This is a genomic window from Noviherbaspirillum sp. ST9, from assembly GCF_048799745.1.
Classification (GTDB): domain Bacteria; phylum Pseudomonadota; class Gammaproteobacteria; order Burkholderiales; family Burkholderiaceae_D; genus Noviherbaspirillum.
This window is the reverse complement of the sequence record NZ_JBLWFR010000191.1, coordinates 1-545: the sequence shown is the minus strand read 5'-3', so window position 1 is coordinate 545 and position 545 is coordinate 1. Positions and strand designations below refer to the sequence as shown.

Annotated in this window: 1 protein-coding gene; it reads right to left on the bottom strand. The window is 40.2% G+C overall.

Going from position 1 to position 545, the window contains the following annotated elements; genetic code table 11:
• On the bottom strand, positions 1-545 hold a 545-nt coding region (locus tag ACNOHI_RS25465; protein ID WP_420477513.1), incomplete at both ends, for an IPT/TIG domain-containing protein.

Genomic DNA, 545 nt, shown 5'->3' with positions numbered 1-545 from the left:
ATAGGTCTGTGGATTAAGTTTATAGAATAATGCTTTTTTATCCGGACCTTCTTTATCATAACTTAATACGTACCCCTCATCTTTGTAAACAAAGGCAGAAAATAAAGATCTGAAAACAAAAGGGCTATAGGCCACACGCACCCATTTATCAGCAACGGTGGTAGTGGTAGAAAGCTTGTTGGAAGTACCGGACACTACATTAATGGCAGGCTTTCTTCCCGGATATATTGTTTCCGGCATTGTGAAACTGAGACCGGTCGAGCTGACCGCTACCTCAGATACTGCTTTGTCATTTACCGTGACCTGGATATTACTAAGCCGTTGGAAGTTCTTGCCGTAAATCGTTAACGTTTCGCCACTTTTTACTTTATCAACTGTAGAAACGATTTTAACAGGCCCTAGTTTAAAGGGCTCTTGTTTAATGACCTTACCTTTATTATCCTTCAGGAAAGCATAGCAACTGTCTGTGTTTAGCAGGGGAACAATAAATGCAATGATTTTCGAATCCTGCGAAACGATGTCTGCTTTCTGACTGTTAAAGTAAA